This window comes from Actinoplanes siamensis, from assembly GCF_016862395.1.
GTDB lineage: Bacteria > Actinomycetota > Actinomycetes > Mycobacteriales > Micromonosporaceae > Actinoplanes > Actinoplanes siamensis.
The window spans coordinates 301,471-325,020 of the sequence record NZ_BOMW01000006.1 but is presented as its reverse complement, the minus strand read 5'-3'; the positions used below and the strand labels follow the sequence as shown (position 1 = coordinate 325,020).

Genomic DNA, 23,550 nt, shown 5'->3' with positions numbered 1-23,550 from the left:
TCGATCCACATGCTCATCGAGAGCGCTCTGGCACATTACTACCCACAGGTTCAGGAAGCGCTGCGAGAACTGTCAGGAAGCCATGGACCCGACGAGTTCGCGCCCGGCGCCGAGCTGCCCGAGCTCACGCCGGCGGTGCGTGAATACCTGTCCGCCTCCGAGCTGAGGCACACCCGGATGGGCGAATATCGCGGCAAGAAGCTGACGCTGCTCGACCTCACGCGCAATCCCGGCACGATGACGACCAAGACGTTCGCCTCGCTCACCATCGTGGCGCGTGCGGTCCGATACATTCAGCGCACCGGCGAGCGGGTGACCATCGTCACGCCGTCATCCGCCAACAAGGCGGTCGCCATGCGGGACGCGGTCCTGCGGGCGATAAACACCGGCCTGGTCAGCGCGGATCAGCTGAACGTGGTCGTCGTGGTGCCGGCCGCCTCAGTGCACAAGATCAGGTCGTCGGAGCTGCTCACCGACTCGCACCTGGCCCGGCGCAATCCGATCGCGGTGTACCGCGGTGAGGTCGCCGGAGACGTCAAGTCGATCGCCCGTCGAATGATGGACAACGATGGACGGGCACTGGAGCGGGACGCGAAGACCAACATCTGGTACACCCTCCAGCTCGAGAACTATCTCGCCGCGGACGTGGTGCGGTCGCTGGCCGAATCGGAGTTCTTCGCGCCCGCCGACGACGAGCCGAGGCTGCACGTGCATTCCGTGTCGAGCGCCTACGGCCTGCTCGGACACGCGTACGGCCGGGAGCGGTTCGGTGGCGCCGGTCTGCCCTCCCGATACTTCCTGGTCCAGCACCTCGGTGCGCCGGACATGGTGATCAGCCTCTACCACGATGGCGACTTCGACGAAGGTCATCGACCGGACTACTCCTACGAGGAGGAGTCGGGCCGCTACGTTCAGCATGCCGATCCACACTTTCCGGCGGTGACCTTCGACCCGCGAGAGACGCTGGATCCCACCTTCTACACCAGAAATCCGGTCACCTCACCGCGGATGAACTCACTGATCAACAGTCAGGGCGGCGGCGGAGTGGTCGTCTCGCTCGCCGAGTGCCTCGAACGTTACGGGTTGGTGCGATCACTGCTGGGCGCCGCCGGCGTACGTGTGCCGACGAATCCCACAGCGGTCCGCGAATGGTCGCTGATCATGGCAGTCACCGGGCTCCTGAACGGCATCGACCGCGGCCTGGTGCCGGAGAACGACATCGTCGTGCACGGCTCCGGCTGCTACTCCGTCGGCGACTTCGACGGGGTGACCCTCCGAGACATGCACGAGGTTCGCGCCGACGACGACTCGCTCACGAATGTGGTGCTCAGCGCTACCGCGATCTGACCCCCGTCGCCCCACGAGGAAGGCCCTCCATTGGCACACCTGAACAGTTATGACGACTTCTCGCCGCTCAAGGAGGTTGTCCTCGGCTCAGCGGCGAACTATGCCGAGCGGCTCCACGACCTCTCGTTCGACATGTTCATCAGCGACAACCTGACCGGCGCCAAAGGGTATTACCCGAGCATCACCGACTGGCACGACGCCGCCTCCCGCGCCGACCGGAACGAGCCGCGCCGGCTCGCGATGAAAAAGCGCTTCCTGGACGAGCTGATCGAGGATGTCGAGGGCATCGCGGCCACGCTGGAGTCGCTCTCGGTGAAGGTGCTGCGCCCGATGCCCTTGGATCCGGAGCCCGCCACCATGTCGACGCCGGCGTGGTCGGCGCCGATCACGCCGCCGCTGAACGTGCGGGACAACACGCTCATCCTCGGCGACGAGATCATTGAGACACCGCCGACCCTGCGAGCCCGGTACTTCGAGACCCAGTTCCTCAAGCCGATTTTCATGGACTACTTCCGGCAGGGCGCGCGCTGGACGACGATGCCCCGGCCGATGATGACCGACGCCTCGTTCGACCCGGAGAACGTCACGAACGCGGCGCCGAACATCGAAGTGCCGGTGAATCCGCAGCCGTCGCCGTACGACGTCGGTCCGGAAATCATGATCGACGGAGCGAACTGCCTCCGACTCGGCCGCGATCTCATCGTCAACATCTCCAACGCCAACCATGCGCTCGCCTGCGATTGGCTGGAACGGCATCTGGCCGGACGGTTCCGCGTTCACCGTATGCACAAGCTGACCCAGAGCCACATCGACAGCGTGGTCATCCCGCTGCGCCCCGGCACGCTGCTGATCCGGTCCGAGCGTGTGCTCGACTTCCTGCCGGAACAGCTGCGCTCGTGGGACCTGATCGTCTCCCCGGTTCCCGACGTCAGTGATTACCCGCAGTACGACAACGACGATCCCATTCCCGCCAGCCCGTACATCGACCTGAATCTGCTCTCGGTCGACGAGAACACGGTCCTGGTGAACGATGCCTGCAAGACGCTCATCCGGCTGCTGGAAGACAAGAAATTCACGGTGGTACCGGTGCGCCACCGGCATCGTCGCCTTTTCGGTGGCGGCTTCCATTGCTTCACGCTCGATACCGTCCGGACCGGCGGCGCCGAGAACTATCTCACCTAGGAGATCCCGTGGCCGTCCTCGATTGCGCGTCCACCCTGTCCGGCGCGCTTCTGGAGCGGAACTTCGCACCATTCTTCGGTACACCGTGCGGCATCCTGGCGCCGCTTTACAGGCGGCTCGAGGCAGCCGCCAACCTGTGGACCGTGTCCCGGGAGGACAACGCCATCGGTGTCGCCGCCGGCTCCGCCATGGCGGGTCACCGTCCCGTCGTACTGATGCAGAACTCCGGGCTCGGGCAGTCGGTGAACGCCATCGCCTCGCTCGTCGTGCCGTATCAGATCCCGATGTTGATGATCATCAGTATGCGCGGGGTAGCTCCCGATTCCACCACGGAGAACATCGTCATGGGCCGTCTGACCGAACCGCTGCTCGCCGAGGCCGGGATACCGACGGCCACGCTGGACGAGGACAATCTCCCGGCGCAGGCCGACTGGGCTGCCACCGAGGTCATCGGAGGCCGCCGGGCCGCGGCCCTGCTCGTTCCCCCCAACCTCTTCGGGTGGCAGGCATGAACAAGACGCAAGCCATCCGCACCGTCATCGAGGCCACCTCCGACGAGCCCGTCATCTTCACCACCGGCTACAGCAGCCGCATCGCCAGGCACGTCGCGGACCGGCCGAATCACTTCTACATGACCGGCAGCATGGGCCTCGCGGCGTCCATCGGCACCGGCATCGCGTTGTCGTCGGGGCGGCGCACCGTCGTCGTCGACGGCGACGGTGCCCTGGCCATGAACCCCGGCTGCCTTCTCACCGCCGGCACGTTCGCTGACCTCCCGCTTTTCCATCTCGTCCTCGACGACGGTCTCTACGAGTCCACCGGAGGCCAGAGCGTTCCGTCGCGGCGAGTCAGCTTCAGCGCGCTCGCCGAAGCCAGCGGGTACGCCGACGTCTGGCAGGTCGACGACCTGACCAAGTTCCAGGAGCTGTTGCGCAGCAAGCTGATCACGTGCAGGACGCCCACATTCGTGCACTGCTCGCTGACCGAACGGGAGGGGAGCGGGCCGCCGCCACGGGTGGAGGGCGAGCTCGCGTGGTACCAGTCCCGCTTCGCCGCACATCTCGCCACGCAGCGCTGAATGCGGGGCGCCGCCTGTTCCGGGCGGCGCCCCGCCCATTCCGGGCGACCACCCGATATCGCCGACAGCTCGCGCGGCTGCTGGCGCGCAGCGGTGCCTGCTCGGTACACGAACTGTTCGACAGCGACCGCCTGACCGAAACCACCACCAGCGTCAAGGGCGCACCGATCGATGCTCGGTACTTAGGAAAGCGTCGGACTCGGCGCGAACATCCAGGCAATCATGACTCCCGGACGGTCCCCCGATCCGGACCGCCGACGCTACGGCTGGTCATCAGCATGACCTGAACCGTGCCCGAGGAATCGGGTCACCGCCGCCCTGAACTGGGCAGCCACCGAACCGGACCTCCCCGCACCGGTCTCACGTCCACGGGTCGCCATCAAGTGGCCACCATCGCGCGGCGGCTGGCGACCGGCGGCGTGACCGCCGTCCACACGAGTCCCACCATGCGCGCCGCCCAAACGGGTCAGATCATCGCCGAGGTTCTGTACCCGCCTGTCACCACGGAACACGATCTGCGAGTACCTGATCCCGGCGATGCCGAAGGCCGCTGGGCAAAAAAGGCTTCTGCGCCACAGCCGGTTCATCTGCTCGAGGTGTTGGAACAGGTCGCGGGTGGCGCCGGCGCCGTCGATGCGGATCAGGATCTTGCGCCGATACGCGACGGGCAGCTGGCCGATCGCGTCGGCGAGGACCTGGATGTGATCAGCGACGGTGTTCGAGCCGGCGTTGCCCGGACGCAGCAGCGTGGCGAGGCTCTCGCCGGTGTTCGCGCACCAACCGCCGAGTGGGTGGAACCCGAACCCGCGTTCAAAGGTGGCGGCGGCGCCCTGTTTGGGCGAGTGAGCGGTGATGAGGGTGGCGTCCAGGTCGATGATCACCCACCCGGTCGGCAGTTTCCCGGCGACCGTCAGCCACGGAAACCCGGCCGGGCGGCGGGCGAGCAGGTCCCAGACCCGGGCCCGGACCTTGGCCCGCGCCTTGCTGATCTCTCTAAGCTCGGTATCGTTGGCTCCGATGAAGCATGGTGTTGAAGGGTACTTTGGTACTCCGGTACCGTGAGCCCTGAAAGGGGGCCGCACATGGCCGCTACGTCCGCTCCCATCAAGGTTGATGTTGGAACCGACCAGCTCATCTCCCACGCTGCTCACTTCCTGGGCAAGGCGAAGAAGGATGTTGTCGAGCTCGCCGTTCGTGAGTACATCGAGAGTCACCGCAGCGAGATCAACGAAGGTGTTCGCGCAGCTCTCAGTCAGCTAGACGGCTCGTCCGCGTCTGCGATTTCGCTGCTCGCTGACGTGCCAACCGATCGGCTGCAAGATTACGGTGGCATGCCTGCGGCCAGCGAGTAGCGGCATCTGGATACGGACGGGTTGGTTCTCTAAGCTCGCCCAATGAGCGGTGAGGCCATATCCGTCCGTCCTACGCGAACTGGCATGGTTGACCTTGGATTGTCAATCCCTCCATTCAATGAACCTCTTTACAAGATTGGCCATCCGCTAATCAGCGAGGTGCAACGACTGCCCGAAACGCACGCGGCCGGCGGTGTGGATCGGATTTTGTCGATCAAGGACCGCATCTGATTCAAGGTCAAGACTGGCCGCTGGCGAGGTGCGGCAACTCGTTTGCCACAAGCCGATGGTGCTGACGCGGACCCCCTGGTCCGTCAGGCGCCTTGGTGGCTTGGTGCTGGCGGATACCGGCGCGACGGTGATCCCAGTGACTTCTACGCCGCCCTCACGGCGGCTTGGGAGCGCGCTGGTGGAGATTCGGTCAGATGGATGCCGGCGGACTGGGACTGGACCCGCCTAAAACTTGAGCTGGCATACGAGTGGGAAGCGGACATTCGCAGGATCGTTCGCGGTTTGATCACTCGATCGCTTCGGAGCGGCCAGCCATATCAAGCCGAGTTCGAGCATTACAAGGTCACGGCTTGGACGCGTGCGAACGGTCAAGAGACTTATCTGGTTATCGGCACTGAAAACATTGCCGACCCTAGGGTGTTCGCGATCATCATCAACGCTATCCCTGGCATCGATCATGACAGTTGGCTGCCTGAGCCGTCGGGAGTTCCAGGTATACAGCCCGGTCCTGGCGAGGTCATCTGGTCGACCATCATGCCGACTTCGGTGGCGGCGCAACTTCTCGACGATCCGTCCGAGGACAGCTAGAGCCGTACGTCGTGTTCCAGGGCTTGGCTGTGTCTCTCACGCCGCCCGCGCGGTAGTCCTCACCTGAACTAGGGCCACGGGGCTGCCGCGCGGGAAGGAGTGAGCTTACCTGTGGCCTTCAGTACGTCCTCGGTACGGACTGTCGTAGAAAGCCGTTGACGGCCGGACGCAGCCGGACATACGAATTGGGCCACCAACAGCGTTTGTGCTGTTTGGTGGCCCAAAAGTCCTGGCGAACTTTTGTGCCCCCGGCAGGATTCGAACCTGCGCTTTCGCCTCCGGAGGGCGACGCTCTATCCCCTGAGCTACGGGGGCCCAGTGGTTCAGAAGCCTAGCAGGCTCCTGACGCCCACCGCCAACCGGTACCGGCTCGCCGGCGATCGGGTGGATCGTGCCTGGTGGAGCCGGCCGCGGTCAGCTTGCCCGGACCTGCTCGAGCAGGTCGTCGATGAGCTGGATCTCGCCCTGCTGGGCCGCCACCATGCTCCCCGCCAGCCAGTCCACGTCCTTGTTGTCGGACAGCTTCTCGGCTTCCTGGGCCATGTGGATGCCGCCGAGGTGGTGCGCCCGCATCAGGGTGAGGAACTGCACGTCCAGGTCCCTGCCGGTGGCCTTGCGGAGCGAGGCGAGCTGCTCCGGGGTGGCCATGCCGGGCATCAGGCCGTTGACGACCGAGCCGGCGGCGTCCGGCATCCAGGCCATCGGCTGGTCGCGGCCGGTCGGGTCGAGGCCCCAGTCGCGCAGCCAGGACTGCATGTAGCCGATCTGGGCCTGCTGGGTGGTGGCGATGTCGGCGGCCAGCGTGACGATGCCCGGGGTGTCCGAGCCGGCGTGGGCGATCATCGCCATCTCGACGGCCTGGGCGTGGTGGGTCGACATGTCGCGCAGGAAGCCCGCCTCGACCGAGTCCGTGCCGGGGGTGCGGAACCGCGGGACGAGCAGGCCGATCGCGGCGCCGAGCACGATGCCGGCGAGCAGCAGGGCGACCGCGGCGTACCCGAACCGGGAGCGGTTCGGGGCCGGCCCCTCCCCGGGCGCCGTGCCGGCGTCCGGGGAGGTCAGGTCGGAGATCATCAGCTGCCGGCGGGGTTCATGGTGGAGCCGTTGTTCGCCCCGGTGACCGGGCCGGTGGAGGTGTTGCCGCTGGAGCAGGCCGCGCCGGGCTCCATCGACGCCTTGACCCGGGCGGCCGCGATGAAGTCGTCGATCGCCTTGTCGTTCACGTCGTCGGTCTTGTACTGGTAGCCCCAGACCTGGACCGACACGTTCTTGTCGAGACCCGCGTACGGGGACATGAGCATGTAGTCCTTGCCCTCGACCTTCTTCTGCAGCACCGCCACCTGGTCGGCGGCCAGGCCCTGCTTGTAGGTCACCCAGACGGCGCCGTGCTCCAGGCTGTGCACCGCGTGCTCGTTGGCGACCGGCTGGGTGTAGACGTCGCCCATGCAGTTCTGCCAGGTCGCGTTGTGCGCGCCGCCGACCGGGGGGCTGGTCACGTAGGTGAGGGCGCCGTCCTTGTGGGTGCGGTCGTCGATCTGCGCGTTCTTCTGCGCGCGGTAGTTGACCACGCCGGAGATGTCGGCCAGCTTGTCGGTCCAGTCGCGGGAGCCCTGCACCGAGGCGAACACGCCGTAGCCGATGATGCCGGCGGCGACCACGAAGACCGCGGCGGCGACGGCGATGGGACCCCAGTTGCGGCCACCGCTCACCTTGACCGGAGCGACCGGCTTGCGGCCCTTCTTGCCGGTTTTCCCGGCGTTGGGCCGACTCGTCCCCGGCTTGTTGGCCGGCGGCTTACCCTGACCGGTGGTCTTGCCGACCTTCACGGTGGACGGGACCCGTTCGGGCCCCGGCGTGCTCATGCTCATCGCGCCTCGTCGATTCGTCATAAAGGGGAAAGGCGGGGCTCGGGTGGCCGCCGAACGCTGAAGTCTACCCCCGATAGCATGACCTGGTGACTCCCGCCAACCTTGCTGACACCGTTCTCTCAGCTGCTCGTGCCGTATTCGAGACGCGCGGCCTCGACCTCGCCGCGCTGCCCGCGACGACAGCGGTCGAGCGGCCCCGCAATCCCGAGCACGGCGACTACGCCTCGACGCTGGCCCTGCAGCTGGGCAAGAAGGTCGGCGTGGCGCCGCGCGAGCTGGCCGCGGCCCTGGCCGAGGAGCTGGGCCGGCGCGCCGGGATCAAGTCGGTGGAGATCGCCGGTCCGGGCTTCCTGAACATCCGGCTGGACGCCGCGGTCACCGGCACGATCGCCCGCACGGTCGTCGAGGCCGGCGCGGCGTACGGGCGGAACAGCAAGCTGGCCGGCCAGCGGATCAACCTGGAGTTCGTCTCGGCGAACCCGACCGGCCCGATCCACCTCGGGCACACCCGGTGGGCCGCGGTCGGCGACTCGCTGCGCCGGGTGCTCACCGCGGCCGGCGCCGAGGTCACCAGCGAGTACTACATCAACGACGCGGGCGCCCAGGTGGACCGGTTCGCCCGCTCGCTGTACGCGGCGGCGAACGGACAGCCGGCCCCGGACGACGGCTACGGCGGCGACTACATCGGCGAGATCGCCCAGCAGATCCTCGGCGAGGAGCCGGAGCTGGCCGGCCGGCCGGCGCAGGACGCGCTGCCGGTCTTCTGGGCGCGCGGTTACCAGCTGATGCTCTCCGAGATCCGGCAGAGCCTGGAGCGCTTCGGCGTGCACTTCGACGTCTGGTTCTCGGAGAAGGACCTGCACGACGGCGGCTCGGTCGAGCACGCCATCGACACGCTGCGTAAGCAGGGCCACATCTTCGAGCACGAGGGCGCGATCTGGCTGCGCACCACCGACTTCGGGGACGACAAGGACCGGGTGTTGATCCGGTCGAACGGGGAGAAGACGTACTTCGCGGCCGACGCGGCGTACTACATCAACAAGCGCGAGCGTGGCTTCGACCGGTGCGTCTACCTGCTCGGGGCGGACCACCACGGCTACATCGGCCGGCTCAAGGCGATCGCGGCGTGCGCCGGCGACGACCCGGGGCAGAACATCGAGATCCTGATCGGCCAGCTGGTGAACCTGGTCCGCGGCGGGCAGCCGGTGCGGCTGTCCAAGCGGGCCGGCAACATCATCACGCTGGACGAGCTGCTGGAGGCGGTCGGCGCGGACGCCGCCCGGTACTCGCTGGCCCGTTCCTCCACCGACTCCACGCTGACGCTGGACATCGAGGAGATCACCAGGCACTCCAGCGACAACCCGGTGTTCTACGTGCAGTACGCGCACGCCCGGATCGCCTCGCTGCTGCGCAACGCCGCCGAGAAGGGGATCGCCCGGGCCGGCGACTACGACCCCGCCCTGCTCTCCCACGAGCGGGAGAAGAACCTGCTCAAGACGCTCGGCGAGTTCCCGGCCGTGGTGGCCACCGCGGCCGAGCTGCGCGAGCCGCACCGGATCGCGGTCTACCTGGAGGAGCGGGTGGCCACCGACTACCACCGGTTCTACGACGCCTGCCAGGTGCTGCCCAGGGGCGACGAGGCGCCGACCGAGTTCACGCAGCCGCGCCTGTGGCTGGCCGAGGCCACCCGTACGGTGATCGCGAACGGTTTGGACCTGCTCGGCGTGTCCGCGCCGGAGAGGATGTAGGACATGCGCGCACACGAGGCCGGGGCGCTGCACGGCGACCTCGGCAACCGCGGGCCGGCCTGGTTGCGTACCCCGCAGGACGTGAACGCCCTGGTGCCGCAGCTCTGGCCGCGGACCGTGACCCGCACCGGGGCCGGCTCCCTGCAGGTGGGCGGCGTGAGCGTCGCGGACCTGGCGGCCGAGTACGGCACCCCGGCGTACTTCCTCGACGAGGAGGACCTGCGGGGCCGTTGCCGTGATTTCGCGGCGGCCTTCGCCGGCGCCGACGTGTACTACGCCGGCAAGTCGTTCCTCTGCAAGGCGGTGGTCCGGGTGGTCGAGGAGGAGGGTCTCTTCCTCGACGTGTGCTCGGGCGGCGAGCTGGCGGTCGCGCTGGCCGCTGGGTTCCCGCCGGAGCGGATCGGCTTCCACGGCAACAACAAGTCGCGTTCCGAGCTGCGGCGGGCGCTGGAGGCCGGAGTGGGCCGGATCGTCGTCGACTCGTTCGACGAGATCGCCCGGCTGACCGAGCTGGCGCGGGCGGCCGGCAAGCGGCCCGGCGTGCTGGTCCGGGTCACGGTCGGTGTCGAGGCGCACACCCACGAGTTCATCGCCACCGCCCACGAGGACCAGAAGTTCGGCTTCTCGCTGGCCGGCGGGGCGGCGTTCGAGGCCTGCGCGCAGATCCTCGACGAAGGTGTGCTGGACCTGCACGGGCTGCACTCGCACATCGGCTCGCAGATCTTCGACACCAGCGGGTTCGAGGTGGCCGCCCGGCGGATCGTGCAGCTGCAGGCGCAGATCCGCGACGCGCGCGGCGTGGAGCTGCCGGAGCTGGACCTGGGCGGCGGGTTCGGCATCGCGTACACCACGCAGGACGACCCGTCCACGCCGGCCGATCTGGCCAAGCGGATCAACAAGATCGTCGAGTCGGAGTGCGAGCTGGCGTCGCTGCGGGTGCCCCGGCTGTCCATCGAGCCGGGGCGGGCCGTCATCGGACCCGCGGTCTTCACGTTGTACGAGGTGGGCACGGTCAAGGACGTCGACGGCATCCGGACCTACGTGAGCGTGGACGGCGGGATGAGCGACAACATCCGGACCGCCCTCTACGACGCGTCCTACTCGGCCACCCTGGCGAACCGGCGCTCGGACGCGGAGCCGATCCTCGCCCGCGTTGTGGGAAAACATTGTGAGTCCGGGGACATCGTCGTGAAGGATGAATTCCTGCCCGCCGACGTGCACCCCGGAGATCTTGTTGCCGTTCCGGGCACCGGCGCCTACTGCCGGAGCATGGCCAGCAACTACAACCACGTTCCTCGGCCGCCTGTGGTGGCGGTGCGCGACGGCGCGGCCCGCGTCATCGTGCGGCGCGAGACCGAGGACGACCTGCTTGCATTGGATGTTGGATGAGCCAACCGAAACCGGTCCGTCTCGCCCTGCTGGGCTGCGGCACCGTCGGAACCGAAGTGATCCGGCTGTTGCACGAGCAGGCCGACGATCTGACCGCCCGGATCGGTGCCCCGCTGGAGCTGGCCGGCATCGCCGTGCGCCGGCTCGGCCGGGAGCGCGGCGACCTGCCGGTCGACCCGGCCCTGTTCACCTCGGACGCGCTCGCCCTGATCAAGCGTGACGACGTGGACGTGGTGATCGAGGTGGTCGGGGGCATCGAGCCGGCCCGGACCTGGCTGGTCGAGGCGCTGCGCGCGGGCAAGAGCGTGGTCACGGCGAACAAAGCGCTGCTCGCCGAGGATGGTGGCACCCTGCACGACGCGGCCGCCGACGGCAACGCGGACCTGTACTACGAGGCATCGGTGGCCGGCGCGATCCCGCTGCTGCGCCCGCTGCGCGAGTCCCTGCACGGGGACCGCGTCACCGCGGTCACCGGCATCGTGAACGGCACCACCAACTTCATCCTCTCCTCGATGGCGGCCACCGGCGCCGGCTTCAACGAGGCGCTGGAGGAGGCCACCGAGCTGGGGTACGCGGAGGCCGACCCGACCGCCGACGTGGAGGGTTTCGACGCCGCCGCCAAGGCCGCGATCCTCGCCTCGCTGGCCTTCCACACCCGGGTCACCGCCGCGGACGTGTTCCGTGAGGGCATGACCGGGGTGACCGCCGGCGACATGGCCAGCGCCAAGGAGATGGGCTGCACGATCAAGCTGCTGTGCATCGCGCAGCGCACCACGGGCCCCGACGGGTCGGAGAACGTGAGCGTGCGGGTGCACCCGGCGATGATCCCGCTGACCCACCCGCTGGCGAGCGTCGGCGACGCGTTCAACGCGGTCTTCGTCGAGGCCGAGGGCGCCGGCCCGCTGATGTTCTACGGCCGGGGCGCCGGCGGTCGGCCGACCGCGAGCGCGGTGCTCGGCGACATCGTCGCGGCGGCCCGCAACAAGCTCACCGGCACCCGGGCGCCGAGCGAGAGCAACTACGCCGAGCTGACCGTACGCCCGATCGGCGAGTCCCTGACGCGGTACCACATCAGCCTGGACGTGGCCGAGCGCCCGGGTGTGCTGGCCACCGTGGCCGGGGTGTTCGCCCAGCACGAGGTCTCGATCGCCACGGTCCGGCAGTCCGGCCGGGCGGACGACGCGAAACTGGTCATCGTCACCCACAGTGCCCCGGATGCCGCGCTTGCCGCTACGGTGGAGTCGCTGGCGCGGCTCGACATCGTCCGCTCGATCGCCAGCGTGCTGCGGGTCGAGGGGGGAGCCGGCTAGTGCTGGATCACGTGGGCTTCCAATGCACCGATCTGGCGGCGAGCGCCGCGTTCTACGACGCGGTGCTGGCCCCGCTGGGCGCCCGCCGGCTGGCGGACTTCCGGGTGGCGATCGGTTACGGCACCGGGGACCACGCCGACTTCTGGATCGGCGTGCTGAGCGAGGGTGACGGCTTCCGCGAGTCGCACATCGCCTTCTCGGCGTCCGGCCGGGCCGCTGTCGACGCGTTCTTCGCGGCCGCCACGCGGGCCGGCGCCGAGGTGCTGCACGAGCCGAAGCTGCACCCGGAGTACCACGAGCACTATTACGGTGCTTTCGTGCGCGACCCGGACGGCAACAACGTCGAGGCCGTGAGCCACCGTCCTGAATAATGGGCATCCGGTCCCAAAGATCGGATGTGTGGGGCACGCTGTGCGCGATTGCCCGGCTCGAGTGAGGAGTGACGGCCATGTGGCGGGGTTTGATCGAGGCGTACCGGGACCGGCTCCCGGTGACCGAGGCCACCCCGGTGGTCACGTTGCACGAGGGCGACACGCCGCTGGTGCCGGCGCCGGTGCTGTCCCAGCGGGTCGGCGCGGACGTCCACCTCAAGGTGGAGGGCGCCAACCCGACCGGTTCGTTCAAGGACCGCGGCATGACCATGGCGGTCTCCAAGGCGGTCGAGGAGGGCGCGAAGACGATCATCTGCGCGTCCACCGGCAACACCTCGGCCTCCGCCGCGGCGTACGCGGCCCGTGCCGGGATCGGCTGCGCCGTGCTGGTGCCGCAGGGCAAGATCGCGCTGGGCAAGCTGTCCCAGGCCCTGGTGCACGGGGCCCGGCTGCTCCAGGTCGAGGGCAACTTCGACGACTGCCTGTCGCTGGCCTCGAAACTGTCCCAGGACTTCCCGGTGGCGCTGGTCAACTCGGTGAACATCTTCCGCCTGCACGGGCAGAAGACCGCGGCCTTCGAGATCGTCGAGGCGCTCGGCGACGCGCCGGACATCCACTGCCTGCCGGTCGGCAACGCCGGCAACATCTCCGCCTACTGGATGGGCTACCAGGAGGACCGGGAGGCCGGCAACAGCACCCGGCTGCCGAGGATGTTCGGGTTCCAGGCGGCCGGCGCGGCACCGATCGTGACCGGCAAGGTGGTCGAGCAGCCCTCCACCATCGCCACGGCGATCCGCATCGGCAACCCGGCGAGCTGGACCAAGGCGCTCGACGCGCGCGACTCGTCGGGCGGCCTGATCTCCGCGGTCACCGACCGGGACATCCTCAACGCGTACCGGCTGCTCGCCCGTGAGGTCGGCGTCTTCGTCGAGTTGGGCAGCGCGGCGAGCGTGGCCGGCCTGCTCCAGCAGGCGGCGGCCGGCCGGATCCCGGCCGGGTCGCGGGTGGTGTGCACGGTGACCGGGCACGGCCTGAAGGACCCGGAGTGGGCGATCTCCACCGCGCCGTCGCCGACAGTGGTGGCCAACGACGCGCTGGTCGCGGCGAGGGCGCTAGATCTCGCCTGAGCCGGCCTCCCGGACCAGGATCCCCATCGCCTGAGACACCACCGCGAGCTCCTCGGCTGTGAGCCGGCTGAGGAGCTTGCGCTGTTTCTCGGCTCCCGCGGTGATGATGCCGTCGATGAGCTCGTCACCCGCCTTCGTGAGGCCGATCCGCCGGACCCGCCGGTCGTTGAGGTCTTCCGTGCGGGTGACCAGATCCTGCACCACGAGCCGGTCGATCATGCCGCTCAGGGCGGCGGCGCCCACGCCCATCAGGCGGGCCAGTTCGCCGCCGGCCAGCGTGCCCCGCCGGGACAGCAGAATCAGGATCTTGAGCTGCGACATCGTCAGATGCGACGCGAACAGCGGCTGGGACCGATCGTCGGCAAACAACTGCTCCAGGCGGATCTGTGCGCCCATGATGTCTGCGATGAGCTGTTCTTTCTCGCTCAGCGCCCGCTCCTTCGTGACGTGCTGATGGCCGTCGTGGGTCCATCTGTCGACAGACCGTACCAACGGACCCCCATCGAAAACCATTTGTTCGCGTCAGGCAAACTATCAGTGTCGGACGAAATTATCTCGGGGGAGTGCCCATGTCAGCTCTGACACGGCTCAGCCTTGCCAACCGAGGTCTGGTCGCCCTGATCGCGATTGTGATCAGCGGCTTCGGCCTCTTCGCGATTCCGTCCTTGAAACAGCAGCTGTTCCCGTCGATCGAGCTGCCCGCCGCGTTCGTCAGCGCGGTGCTGCCCGGCGCCTCGCCGGAGACGGTCGAGGAACAGGTCACCAAGCCGGTCGAGGACGCGGTCAAGGGCATCGACGGCATCGACTCGGTCACCTCGACCTCGCGCGAGAACGTGTCGAGCGTCGTGGTGCTGTTCGAGTTCGGTACGGACATCGAGTCCGCCGTCAACCAGGTCACCACCTCGATCAACCGGATCCAGTCGCAGCTGCCGGACGACGTCGACCCGCAGGTCTTCGCCGGCGGCACCGACGACATCCCGGCGATCGTGCTCGCCGCCTCCGGCGGGACCGACGAGAGCGACCTGCTCAACAAGCTGAACGAGACAGTGGTCCCGGAGCTGAACAGCATCACCGGGGTGCGCGACACCCAGATCACCGGCGCCCGCGGCAAGCAGGTCGTGATCACGCCGGACCTGGCGAAGATGGGCGCGGCCGGGATCGCCCCCACCTCGCTGCCCACCGTGCTGCAGGCCAACGGCGTCTCGATCCCGGCCGGCGCGGTCACCGACGGCACCAAGTCGCTGACCGTGCAGGTGGGCACCCCGATCACCACTGTGCAGCAGCTGGAGGACGTGTACCTGACCGGCTCCCGGGCGCCGGTGCGCCTCGGTGACGTGGCCAAGGTGGAGAGCAAGCTGCCCGCGGCCGAGTCGTACACGCGCACCGACGGTGTGGACAGCCTCGGCATCGCGGTCACCGCGCGGCCGGACGGCAACCCGGTGGAGATCTCGCACCAGGTCCGCGACAAGCTCGCCGACCTGGAGAAGGACTCCGGCGCCAAGCTCACCGTGATCACCGACCAGGCGCCGTTCGTGGAGCGCTCGATCAAGAGCCTGACCACCGAGGGCCTGCTCGGCCTGGCGATGGCCGTGGTGGTCATCCTGATCTTCCTGCTCAGCGTCCGCTCGACGCTGGTCACCGCGGTCTCCATCCCGCTCTCCGTGCTGATCGCGCTGATCGCGCTCTGGGTCGGCGACTACACGCTGAACCTGCTCACCCTCGGCGCGCTGACGATCGCGGTGGGCCGGGTGGTGGACGACTCGATCGTCGTCCTGGAGAACATCAAACGCCATCTCGAGTACGGCGAGGAGAAGGTCCACGCCATTCTCGCCGCGGTCCGCGAGGTGTCCGGCGCGGTCACCGCCTCGACGCTCACCACGGTCGCCGTCTTCGCCCCGATCGCCCTGGTCGGCGGTCTGGTCGGGCAGATCTTCTCGTCCTTCGCGGTCACCGTCACGGTGGCGCTGCTGGCCTCGCTGTTCGTGGCGCTGACCGTGGTGCCGGTGCTGGCGTACTGGTTCCTCCGCCCGCCGAAGGGCGACGCGGACACCGAGGCGATCCGCCGGGCCGCCGAGGAGAAGGAGCTGCGCAGCCCGCTGCAGCGCGGCTACCTGCCGGTCATCCGGTTCGCGACCACCCGCCGCTGGACCACGGTGCTGATCGGCATCGTGGTGCTGATCGGCACGTTCGCGCTCTCCACCCGCCTGGAGACGAACTTCCTGGACGAGTCCGGCCAGGACAGCATCACCGTCACCCAGGAGCTGCCGGTCGGCACCAGCCTGGCGGCCACCGACGAGGCGGCCAGGAAGGTCGAGGCGATCGTCGCCAACCGCACCGATGTGTCGACCTACCAGGTCACCGTCGGCGGCAACGCGTCGAACCCGTTCGCCGGGGGCGGCGGCGCCGGCACCGCGACCTTCAACGTGGGCCTGGACGAGGACGCCGACGCCGAGCAGGTCTCCGACCAGCTCCGCGCCGAGTTCGCGAAGCTGACCGGCGCCGGTGAGATCAAGATCGGTCAGGAGAGCTCGGGGCTGGGCAGCAGCCAGCTCTCGGTCGAGGTGACCGCCGCCGACAACGAGGTGCTGGCCGCCGCGACCGAGCAGGTCCGGGGCGTGATGGCCGGGCTCGGCGGGGTCGCCGACGTGGACACCACGCTGGCGGCCAGCGTGCCGCGCCTGGACGTGGTGGTGGACCGCAAGGCCGCCGCGACCGCCGGGCTCACCGAGGCGCAGGTCGGCCAGACCGTGGCCGGCATGTTCCGGTCCGTCCCGGCCGGTCAGATCAGCATCGACGGCCAGAGCCAGGACGTGGTGATCTCGTTCGGCTCCGCGCCCGCCAGCCCGGCCGCCCTCGCGGCGCTGCCGCTGACCACCGCCAAGGGCCCGGTGCCGCTGGGTCAGGTGGCCGAGATCAAGCAGGTGAACGGCCCGGAGCAGGTGACCCGGACGGACGGCGACCGCACCGCCACGGTCACCGGCACGGTCACCGGCTCGAACCTGAGCAAGGTCACCCAGGATCTGAACAAGAAGCTGGACGCGCTGACCCTGCCGGCCGGCGCCTCGACCACTGTCGGTGGCGTCAGCGCCGACCAGGCGGAGGCGTTCAAGCAGCTCGGCCTCGCCGTCCTGGCGGCCATCGCGATCGTCTTCATCATCATGGTGGCGACGTTCCGCAGCATCGTGCAGCCGATCATCCTGCTGGTCTCCATCCCGTTCGCGGCGACCGGCGCGATCGGTCTGCTGCTGGCCACCGGCACCCCGCTCGGCGTGCCGGCCCTGATCGGCGTGCTGATGCTGGTGGGCATCGTGGTCACCAACGCGATCGTGCTGATGGACCTGATCAACCACTACCGGGCGGCCGGCATGGGCGTCCAGGAAGCGGTGGTCGAGGGCGGGCGGCACCGGCTGCGGCCGATCCTGATGACCGCCATCGCGACGATCTTCGCGCTCATCCCGATGGCGCTCGGCCTGACCGGCGAGGGCGGGTTCATCTCCCAGCCGCTGGCGATCGTGGTGATCGGTGGTCTGGTCAGCTCGACGCTGCTGACCCTGGTGCTGGTGCCGACGCTCTACACGATGGTGGAGAGCCGCAAGGAGCGGCGGCGGGCCAAGCGCGAGGCCAGGCGGGCCCGCCGGGCCGGTCAGCCGGAGACCCCGGCGCCGGCGGCGGCCGAGCCGGTCACGGTGCCCGGCGGCGCCGCGGTGGAGCCCGGGGAGACCGAGCCGGCCGAGCCCGCCGCGAGCGGGGCGCTGCGCGGGTACACCGACCAGTTCGAGGTGCTGAAGATGCCGAAGGGCCCGAACAAGCCGCAGCCGGACCAGGGCTAGGTCCGTACCGGAAAAAAATAAGAAAGAAATAACCATCCGATGCCCGGCCGGTGCGGCCGGGCATCGGCGCTTTCCGCGGCACGGCTAGATTCCGGTACGTGCCAGCAACGCTCACGGTCCTTACCCGCAATCGCGACTTCCGCCGCCTGTTCGGCGCTGAGCTGGTGGTCTTCGGAGCGGACTGGTTCGTCATGGTGCCGCTGCTGGTGCTGCTGCCGGAGCTGACCGGGCACGGCTTCTGGGGCGGTCTGGTGCTGGCCGTGGACACCGGGATCAACGCGCTGCTGCTGCCGTACACCGGGACCCTCGCCGACCGCGTCGACCGGCGGAAGATCCTGATCGCCGCGAACCTCGCCTCGTTCGCCGCGGTGCTGGTGCTGTTCGCGGTCCGGTCGGCGGCCACCGCGCCGCTGGCCCTGGTGGCGATCGGGGCGATGGCCGTGGCCAAGGCGTTCTACCAGCCGGCCAGCTCGGCCGCGCTGCCGAACGTGGTGGATCCGGCCGACCTGCCGGCCGCCAACGCGATCGCCGGCTCGGCCTGGGGAACGATGACGGTGCTCGGCGCGTCGCTGGGCGGCGTGGTGAGCAACGCGTTCGGGCCGTACACCTGTTTCTCGGTCACCGCTGCCTGCCTGCTGGCCGGCAGCGTGCTCACCGGCCTGGTCCAGCGCCCGCTGCAGGCCGGCGGCGCCGGCCCGGACGGGCATCCGCACCCGATGCGCGCGCTGCGCGAGGCGTTCGGTTACATCGCCGCGCGGCCCCGGATCCGGGCGCTGGTCACCGTCAAGTCGGCGGTCGGCCTCGGCAACGGCGTGCTGACCGTCTTCCCGCTGATCGCCGCGGCGCACGGGGCCGGCGCGCTCGGCGCCGGCCTGCTCTTCGCGGTCCGCGGCGCGGGCGCTCTGTTCGGCCCGTTCCTGATGCGCCGGGTGCTGAACCGCCGCGCCTGGCTGCTGCCCGGCCTGGCGTTGTCGATGGCGTTGTACGGGGCCGGCTACCTCGGCGTCGCGTTCAGCCCGTGGTTCCCGCTCGTGCTGCTGCTGGTGTTCGTCGCGCACTTCGCCGGCGGCACCAACTGGATCCTGTCCAACTTCGTGCTCCAGGCCGAGGTCCCGGACCGGCTCCGCGGCCGGGTCTTCGCCACCGACCTGATGCTCGCCACGCTCGCCATCGCGATCAGCCAGCTCGGCGCGAGCGCCGTCGTCGACCACGTCGACCAGCGGGTCGTGCTGATCGGGTGTGGCCTGGTCACGACGGTCTACGCGGCCGCCTGGTGGCTGGCCGCGCGCCGGCTCGGGCCGGCGTCCGAGACCGGAAGTGAGATTCCCGGAGCGCGGCCGTCACCCTGAGATGATCACGTCCTAGCATATGGCGATGGGCCTGACCTTCGTCACCGATGCGGTTACCGTCAGCACCCCGGCGACCAGCGCCAACCTGGGCCCGGGCTTCGACGCGCTGGGCCTCGCGCTGGCCCTTTACGACGATCTGACCGCCCGGGTGACCGCCGGCGGCTGCCACGTCGAGATCAGCGGGCAGGGCGAGGGTGAGCTGCCCGCCGGCGAGGACCACCTGGTGGTGCGCGCGATGCTGGCCACCTTCGACGAGCTCGGCGAGCGTCCGCCCGGGCTGGCCGTGCGGTGCGTCAACCGGATCCCGCAGGCTCGTGGCCTGGGCAGCTCCTCGGCGGCCATCGTCGGCGGCGTGCAGCTGGCGCGCGGCCTGGTCGAGGGCGGTGCGGAACGGATCGACGACGCGGCCGCGCTGCGCGTCGCCGCGAGGATCGAGGGGCACCCGGACAACGTGGCGCCGTGCCTGCTCGGCGGGTTCACCGTGGCCTGGACCGAGGGGACAGGCGCGCGTGCCGTGCGGTTGGACCCGGCGGAGGGCGTACGGCCGATGGTCTTCGTCCCCGCGGAGCGGGGTTACACCGCCTCCGCCCGCGCCGCGCTGCCGCCGCAGGTCCCGCACCGCGACGCCGCGTTCAACGCGGGCCGAGCCGCCCTGCTCACGCACGCGCTCACGAGCGATCCGGGGCTGCTGTTCGCGGCCACCGAGGACCGGCTGCACCAGAGCTACCGCGCTGCGGGGATGCCGGGGTCGGCGTCCCTGATGTCCGCTCTGCGATCGGTCGGCGTGGCCGCCGTGATCAGCGGGGCCGGCCCGACCGTACTCGCATTGACCGAGGTCCCGGGCGATTTCCACCCGGGCACGCAGTGGCGCGGCGAAGTGCTGGGCGTGGACAGCGCCGGTGCAGTTGTGAAAGGGGGTATGGTGGAACACGCCGAGCGGGGTCCTGTTGCCGCAGGTCGCAAGAGTTGATTACGCTCTAGACCTAGCACAGCCGCGAAGCAAGCGATCTCTGCGGTTCGGCGCACCCCCGAGATTTCTGGGCCGTCCTGGCTTGTCTCACTTCTCAGCAAGGCATACGCCGGGCAGCAGTTCCTAGATCGCTGCACTCGCCGAGACCTACCCGTCAAGGTATGACGGGCAGGGAAACCGTCGAGCTGCCGTGCTGTACGAAAACCCCGCTCAGCTGCTGCGAAGCGGGTTCCGAGGGCACCCGGCCCAGGCTGCGGTTCCGGGTGGACTCGGGTTTTTCCGACGGAAGGAATCCATTGAGCGACACCACCGACGTGACGTCGGGTGTTTCTGACGTCGCTGACGGCGCCGGCACCACCGCGACCGCCACGAAGCGCCGCCGAGGCGGCACCGGGCTGTCCGCGATGCTGCTGCCCGAGTTGCAGAGCCTCGCCGCTTCCCTGGGCATCTCCGGCACCGCCCGGATGCGCAAGGGCGAGCTGATCACCGCGATCACCGAGCGGCAGAGCGGTGGCCCGGCCGCCGCCGAGTCGGCCCCACGCCCGCGGACCGAGGCGGTCGCCCCGGTCCAGGCCCCGCCGGCTCGGACGGCTCCGGCCCGGACGGCTCCGGCCGAGTCGCCGCAAACCGCAGCCGCCCCGGCCGAGACCACCCCGGCCGCCGAGGCCGCCCCGGCCTCCGAGGCCGCCCCGGCCGCGGAGCGCCCGTCCCGGCGCAGCCGCGAGCGGGCCGCCCGCGACTCGGCGCCGCGCGCGACCGAGACCGCCGCCCCGGTGCAGGCCGAGGCCGCCGTTCCGGCGGCGACCGAGACCGCGCCCGCGCCGGCCGACACCACCGAGCGTGGTGAGCGTCCGGAGCGCGGCGAGCGCACCCGCGACCGGCAGCGCAACCAGCGTGACGGCGAGCGTGCCGAACGGGGCGAGCGTGCCGAGCGCGGCGACCGTGCCGAGCGCGGCGACCGCAACGACCGTGGCGACCGCAACGACCGTGGCCCGCGGGACGACCGTGGCCAGCGGGACAACGACCGGTCCGGGGACCGGGGCCCGCGCGCCGACCAGGGACACGACGACGACGAGAACGACGGCGAGGGTGGCCGCCGGAGCCGGCGCAGCCGCTTCCGGGACCGCCGCCGGGGCCGCGACCGTGACGACAGCCCGCGCGACGACAGCCGTCGTGAGGGCCGGGAGCCGCACGTCACCGAGGACGAGGTGCTCGTCCCGGTGGCCGGCATCCTGGACGTGCTCGACAACTACGCGTTCGTCCGGACCACCGGCTATCTCTCCGGGCCGAACGACGTCTATGTGTCGATGTCGCAGGTCAAGAAGTACGGCCTGCGCCGCGGCGACGCGGTCACCGGTGCGGTCCGCTCCGCCCCGCGCGACGGCGAGCAGCGGCGGGACAAGTACAACCCGCTGGTCCGCCTGGACACCATCAACGGGATGGAGCCCGACGAGGCTCGCCGGCGTCCCGAGTTCTACAAGCTCACGCCGCTCTACCCGCAGGAGCGCCTGCGGCTGGAGACCGAGCCGCACATCCTCACCACCCGCATCATCGACCTGGTGATGCCGATCGGCAAGGGCCAGCGCGCGCTCATCGTCTCCCCGCCGAAGGCCGGTAAGACGATGGTCCTGCAGGCCCTGGCCAACGCGATCACCCGCAACAACCCCGAGTGCCACCTGATGGTCGTGCTCGTGGACGAGCGGCCCGAAGAGGTCACCGACATGCAGCGCACGGTGAAGGGCGAGGTCATCGCGGCCACGTTCGACCGTCCGCCGCAGGACCACACCACCGTCGCGGAGCTCGCCATCGAGCGGGCCAAGCGGCTGGTCGAGCTGGGCCACGACGTGGTGGTGCTGCTCGACTCGGTGACGCGCCTGGGCCGGTCGTACAACCTGGCGGCGCCGGCCTCCGGCCGGATCATGTCGGGTGGTATCGACTCGACGGCGCTCTACCCGCCGAAGCGGTTCCTCGGCGCGGCGCGCAACATCGAGAACGGTGGCTCGCTCACCATCCTCGCGACCGCGCTCGTCGAGACCGGGTCGATGATGGACACGGTGATCTTCGAGGAGTTCAAGGGCACCGGCAACGCCGAGCTCAAGCTGGACCGGAAGATCGCCGACAAGCGCGTCTTCCCGGCCGTGGACGTCTCCGCCTCCAGCACCCGCAAGGAAGAGATCCTGCTGGGCAAGGAGGAACTGGCGATCATCCACAAGCTCCGCAAGGTGCTCGCCTCGCTGGAGTCCGGCGCGGCTCTGGACCTGCTGATGGACCGGCTCAAGCAGACCCGGACCAACATCGAGTTCCTGATGCAGATCGCCAAGTCCACGCCTGGCGAGTAAACGCAGAAAAGCCGCGAGCCCCACCCGATCGGGTGGGGCTCGCGGTGTTTGTCGCACAGATAGTCTGATTCGCCCCGTACGGCATCGTGCGAACCTCCGGTATCCCCATCCCTCGATCCGCCGGAGGCCATCGATGATCGTGCCGGGTTACCGGGACCATCCCACCGAGCCCTGGGACCCGGACGCACCCGTCGACCCGGGCGAGGCCGAGGACTTCCTGCGCCGCTGCTACACCGAGAACCCCCGCCTCGGGCCGGTCGAGCCGCGCCTGGCCATCGTCCGCGCGCAGATCGCCGCCACCGGCACCTACGTGCACACCCCGGACGAGCTGACCCACGGCGCCCGGATGGCCTGGCGCAACGCGAGCCGCTGCATCGGCCGGCTGTACTGGCGCAGCCTGCTGGTGCTGGACCGGCGCCGGGCGCGGACCGCCGACGAGATCTACTCGCTGCTCGTGCAGCATCTGCGGACCGCCGGGGACGGCCAGATCCGCCCGGTGATCAGCGTCTTCGCGCCGGCTCAGCCCGGCCGGCCGTACGCCCGGGTGTGGAACGAGCAGTTGATCAGATACGCGGGGTACCGCACCGAGGACGGTCACGAGGTCGGCGACCGGCGGCTGCGGGACTTCACCACGGCGGTGCGCGCCTTCGGCTGGCAGGGCAAGGGCGAGGCGTTCGACGTGCTGCCCCTGGTCGTCGAGACCCCGGCGGACGGCATCCGGCTGTACGAGCTGCCCGAACGCGCCATCCGCGAGGTGCCGATCAGCCACCCCGAGTACGCCTGGTTCACCGAGCTGGGCCTGCGCTGGCACGCCGTGCCGGCGATCGCCAACATGCGGCTCACCATCGGCGGGGTGCACTACCCGCTCGCCCCGTTCAACGGCTGGTACCTGGGCACCGAGATCGGCGCCCGCAACTTCGCCGACACCGACCGCTACGACCTGATCCCGCGGGTCGCGGCCCGGCTCGGCCTGGACACCAGCCGGGAGTCGACGCTCTGGCGGGACCGCGCGCTGGTCGAGCTGAACCGGGCGGTACTGCACAGCTTCGAGCTGGCCGGGGTGAGGATGAGCGATCACCACACCGAGGCGCGGCGCTTCGTCACGCACATCGACAACGAGGCGAAGGCGGGGCGGCCGGTGCCGGCGGACTGGTCGTGGATCGTGCCGCCGATGTCCGGGGCGCTCACCCCGGTCTTTCACCGCTACTACCCGGAGATGGATCTGCGGCCGGCCTTCTACCTGGACGAGGAGGCGGCGGCGCTGGCCCGGGAGGGGCGGCGCCGCTGCCCGCACCGGTGACAATCCCAGGCATCCCGGAAAGCCGGCCACCGGTGCCGGCCGACCCCCGGGGAGTCTCTCGCCGGGCCGGCGGGACCATGAGCGCCGGCCGCCAACGCCGGGCCGGCTCCCAGAGGTCTCTCGTCGGCCCGCAGAGACCGCTGAGTGCCAGCCGCCAGCGTTCGGCTGGCG

At 69.7% G+C, this 23,550-nt stretch carries 18 protein-coding genes, 1 tRNA gene and 2 pseudogenes; 16 read left to right on the top strand and 5 right to left on the bottom strand.

Features of this window, described 5'->3' with window-relative positions:
- Nucleotides 1–9: 9 nt before the first annotated feature.
- The 5 genes and pseudogenes from Asi03nite_RS03225 to Asi03nite_RS38850 form a co-directional block, all read left to right on the top strand.
- Entirely contained in the window at nucleotides 10–1,347 is a 1,338-nt protein-coding gene (locus tag Asi03nite_RS03225) for a DUF6002 family protein (protein WP_203676842.1), read from the top strand.
- 30 nt (nucleotides 1,348–1,377) lie between these two features.
- Nucleotides 1,378–2,529, top strand: coding sequence for a glycine amidinotransferase (locus tag Asi03nite_RS03220; protein ID WP_275409308.1), 1,152 nt, complete (start codon nucleotides 1,378–1,380; stop codon nucleotides 2,527–2,529).
- Nucleotides 2,530–2,537: 8 nt separating this feature from the next.
- Entirely contained in the window at nucleotides 2,538–3,041 is a 504-nt protein-coding gene (locus tag Asi03nite_RS03215; RefSeq protein WP_203676841.1) for a thiamine pyrophosphate-binding protein, read from the top strand.
- Complete coding sequence (locus Asi03nite_RS03210; protein WP_203676840.1) at nucleotides 3,038–3,607, top strand: thiamine pyrophosphate-dependent enzyme; 570 nt, start codon at nucleotides 3,038–3,040, stop codon at nucleotides 3,605–3,607. The genes Asi03nite_RS03215 and Asi03nite_RS03210 overlap by 4 nt, the downstream gene beginning before the upstream one ends.
- Nucleotides 3,608–3,897: 290 nt before the next feature.
- A pseudogene (locus tag Asi03nite_RS38850) lies at nucleotides 3,898–4,107 on the top strand (histidine phosphatase family protein); the annotation flags it as partial.
- A 96-nt stretch (nucleotides 4,108–4,203) separates the two neighbouring features.
- Here Asi03nite_RS38850 and Asi03nite_RS38845 read toward each other — a convergent pair.
- Nucleotides 4,204–4,488 (bottom strand): annotated as a pseudogene (locus Asi03nite_RS38845) (transposase); the annotation flags it as partial.
- Nucleotides 4,489–5,388: 900 nt separating this feature from the next.
- Between Asi03nite_RS38845 and Asi03nite_RS03200 the strand changes: the two are divergent.
- On the top strand, nucleotides 5,389–5,778 hold the full coding sequence (locus Asi03nite_RS03200) for a hypothetical protein (protein WP_203676838.1): 390 nt from the start codon (nucleotides 5,389–5,391) through the stop codon (nucleotides 5,776–5,778).
- A 243-nt stretch (nucleotides 5,779–6,021) separates the two neighbouring features.
- Here the strand turns inward: Asi03nite_RS03200 and Asi03nite_RS03195 are convergent.
- The 3 genes from Asi03nite_RS03195 to Asi03nite_RS03185 form a co-directional block, all read right to left on the bottom strand.
- A tRNA-Arg gene (locus Asi03nite_RS03195) sits at nucleotides 6,022–6,093 on the bottom strand.
- A gap of 99 nt (nucleotides 6,094–6,192) precedes the next feature.
- Nucleotides 6,193–6,852, bottom strand: a complete 660-nt coding sequence (locus tag Asi03nite_RS03190) for a DUF305 domain-containing protein (protein ID WP_203676837.1) — start codon at nucleotides 6,850–6,852, stop codon at nucleotides 6,193–6,195.
- Entirely contained in the window at nucleotides 6,852–7,646 is a 795-nt protein-coding gene (locus Asi03nite_RS03185; RefSeq protein WP_203676836.1) for a thioredoxin-like domain-containing protein, read from the bottom strand. Before Asi03nite_RS03185 ends, Asi03nite_RS03190 begins: the two co-directional genes overlap by 1 nt.
- A gap of 86 nt (nucleotides 7,647–7,732) precedes the next feature.
- On the opposite strand from Asi03nite_RS03185, the gene argS reads away from it, so the two are divergent.
- The 5 genes from argS to thrC all read left to right on the top strand — a co-directional run bounded on the left by argS (nucleotide 7,733) and on the right by thrC (nucleotide 13,591).
- On the top strand, nucleotides 7,733–9,394 hold the full coding sequence (argS, locus tag Asi03nite_RS03180; protein WP_203676835.1) for an arginine--tRNA ligase: 1,662 nt from the start codon (nucleotides 7,733–7,735) through the stop codon (nucleotides 9,392–9,394).
- Nucleotides 9,395–9,397: 3 nt separating this feature from the next.
- Entirely contained in the window at nucleotides 9,398–10,783 is a 1,386-nt protein-coding gene (gene lysA / locus Asi03nite_RS03175; RefSeq protein WP_203676834.1) for a diaminopimelate decarboxylase, read from the top strand.
- Nucleotides 10,780–12,093 (top strand): homoserine dehydrogenase, encoded by a 1,314-nt coding sequence (locus Asi03nite_RS03170; protein WP_203676833.1) that lies wholly within the window; start codon nucleotides 10,780–10,782, stop codon nucleotides 12,091–12,093. Before lysA ends, Asi03nite_RS03170 begins: the two co-directional genes overlap by 4 nt.
- The gene (locus tag Asi03nite_RS03165; RefSeq protein ID WP_203676832.1) at nucleotides 12,093–12,464 is read left to right on the top strand and encodes a VOC family protein; all 372 of its coding nucleotides are present in this window, start codon (nucleotides 12,093–12,095) and stop codon (nucleotides 12,462–12,464) included. The genes Asi03nite_RS03170 and Asi03nite_RS03165 overlap by 1 nt, the downstream gene beginning before the upstream one ends.
- A 77-nt stretch (nucleotides 12,465–12,541) precedes the next feature.
- A complete protein-coding gene (gene thrC / locus Asi03nite_RS03160) occupies nucleotides 12,542–13,591 on the top strand; it encodes a threonine synthase (RefSeq protein WP_203676831.1) in 1,050 nt (349 codons plus the stop codon).
- On the opposite strand, the gene Asi03nite_RS03155 is transcribed toward thrC, so the two are convergent.
- A complete protein-coding gene (locus Asi03nite_RS03155) occupies nucleotides 13,577–13,987 on the bottom strand; it encodes a MarR family transcriptional regulator (protein WP_239102325.1) in 411 nt (136 codons plus the stop codon). The genes thrC and Asi03nite_RS03155 overlap by 15 nt on opposite strands.
- A 173-nt stretch (nucleotides 13,988–14,160) precedes the next feature.
- On the opposite strand from Asi03nite_RS03155, the gene Asi03nite_RS03150 reads away from it, so the two are divergent.
- From Asi03nite_RS03150 to Asi03nite_RS03130, 5 genes are all read left to right on the top strand, one after another.
- Nucleotides 14,161–17,421 carry an efflux RND transporter permease subunit gene (locus tag Asi03nite_RS03150; protein ID WP_203676829.1) on the top strand — a complete coding sequence of 1,087 codons (3,261 nt, stop codon included), beginning with the start codon at nucleotides 14,161–14,163 and terminating at the stop codon, nucleotides 17,419–17,421.
- 98 nt (nucleotides 17,422–17,519) lie between these two features.
- Nucleotides 17,520–18,770, top strand: a complete 1,251-nt coding sequence (locus Asi03nite_RS03145; protein WP_203676828.1) for an MFS transporter — start codon at nucleotides 17,520–17,522, stop codon at nucleotides 18,768–18,770.
- A gap of 25 nt (nucleotides 18,771–18,795) precedes the next feature.
- A complete protein-coding gene (gene thrB / locus Asi03nite_RS03140; RefSeq protein WP_203676827.1) occupies nucleotides 18,796–19,740 on the top strand; it encodes a homoserine kinase in 945 nt (314 codons plus the stop codon).
- Between the two features lie 296 nt (nucleotides 19,741–20,036).
- Nucleotides 20,037–22,079, top strand: a complete 2,043-nt coding sequence (rho, locus tag Asi03nite_RS03135) for a transcription termination factor Rho (protein WP_203676826.1) — start codon at nucleotides 20,037–20,039, stop codon at nucleotides 22,077–22,079.
- Nucleotides 22,080–22,212: 133 nt separating this feature from the next.
- On the top strand, nucleotides 22,213–23,379 hold the full coding sequence (locus Asi03nite_RS03130; RefSeq protein ID WP_203676825.1) for a nitric oxide synthase oxygenase: 1,167 nt from the start codon (nucleotides 22,213–22,215) through the stop codon (nucleotides 23,377–23,379).
- Nucleotides 23,380–23,550: the final 171 nt, after the last annotated feature.

Excerpts from the sequence above, each read along its gene's own strand:
- lysA (WP_203676834.1), top strand. The coding sequence starts at position 9,398 with ATGCGCGCACACGAGGCCGGGGCGCTGCACGGCGACCTCGGCAACCGC.
- Asi03nite_RS03150 (WP_203676829.1), top strand. The coding sequence starts at position 14,161 with ATGTCAGCTCTGACACGGCTCAGCCTTGCCAACCGAGGTCTGGTCGCC.
- thrC (WP_203676831.1), top strand. The coding sequence starts at position 12,542 with ATGTGGCGGGGTTTGATCGAGGCGTACCGGGACCGGCTCCCGGTGACC.
- Asi03nite_RS03225 (WP_203676842.1), top strand. The coding sequence starts at position 10 with ATGCTCATCGAGAGCGCTCTGGCACATTACTACCCACAGGTTCAGGAA.
- Asi03nite_RS03200 (WP_203676838.1), top strand. The coding sequence starts at position 5,389 with ATGCCGGCGGACTGGGACTGGACCCGCCTAAAACTTGAGCTGGCATAC.
- Asi03nite_RS03130 (WP_203676825.1), top strand. The coding sequence starts at position 22,213 with ATGATCGTGCCGGGTTACCGGGACCATCCCACCGAGCCCTGGGACCCG.
- Asi03nite_RS03155 (WP_239102325.1), bottom strand. The coding sequence starts at position 13,987 with ATGGGCGCACAGATCCGCCTGGAGCAGTTGTTTGCCGACGATCGGTCC.
- Asi03nite_RS03190 (WP_203676837.1), bottom strand. The coding sequence starts at position 6,852 with ATGATCTCCGACCTGACCTCCCCGGACGCCGGCACGGCGCCCGGGGAG.
- Asi03nite_RS03210 (WP_203676840.1), top strand. The coding sequence starts at position 3,038 with ATGAACAAGACGCAAGCCATCCGCACCGTCATCGAGGCCACCTCCGAC.
- Asi03nite_RS03170 (WP_203676833.1), top strand. The coding sequence starts at position 10,780 with ATGAGCCAACCGAAACCGGTCCGTCTCGCCCTGCTGGGCTGCGGCACC.
- thrB (WP_203676827.1), top strand. The coding sequence starts at position 18,796 with ATGGGCCTGACCTTCGTCACCGATGCGGTTACCGTCAGCACCCCGGCG.
- Asi03nite_RS03185 (WP_203676836.1), bottom strand. The coding sequence starts at position 7,646 with ATGAGCATGAGCACGCCGGGGCCCGAACGGGTCCCGTCCACCGTGAAG.